Here is a 262-nt window from a genome sequence, read left to right as displayed (position 1 = left end):
CATGTGCAGCGGCTATTACGACTACGACGGCGGCTACCTGCCCGACTGGGCCGGCATGGAATCGTTCGAAGGCCGCATCGTGCACCCGCAGCAATGGCCGAAGGACCTGTCATATGCGAACCGGCGCGTCGTCGTGATCGGCAGCGGCGCGACGGCCGTCACGCTGGTGCCGTCGATGGCCACCGACGCGAAACACGTGACGATGCTGCAGCGCTCGCCGACCTACATCGTGTCGCTGCCCGCACGCGACAGGATCGCAAAC

1 pseudogene is annotated in these 262 nt (G+C 66.0%); it reads left to right on the top strand.

Annotation, left to right across the window (positions count from 1 at the left end):
* A pseudogene (locus tag SB751_RS31925) lies at positions 1-262 on the top strand (FAD-containing monooxygenase EthA); the annotation flags it as partial.

Origin of the sequence: Cupriavidus sp. SIMBA_020, from assembly GCF_046535395.1 — a bacterium.
Lineage (GTDB): Bacteria > Pseudomonadota > Gammaproteobacteria > Burkholderiales > Burkholderiaceae > Cupriavidus > Cupriavidus campinensis.
This window is presented reverse-complemented; position numbering and strand designations above follow the sequence as displayed.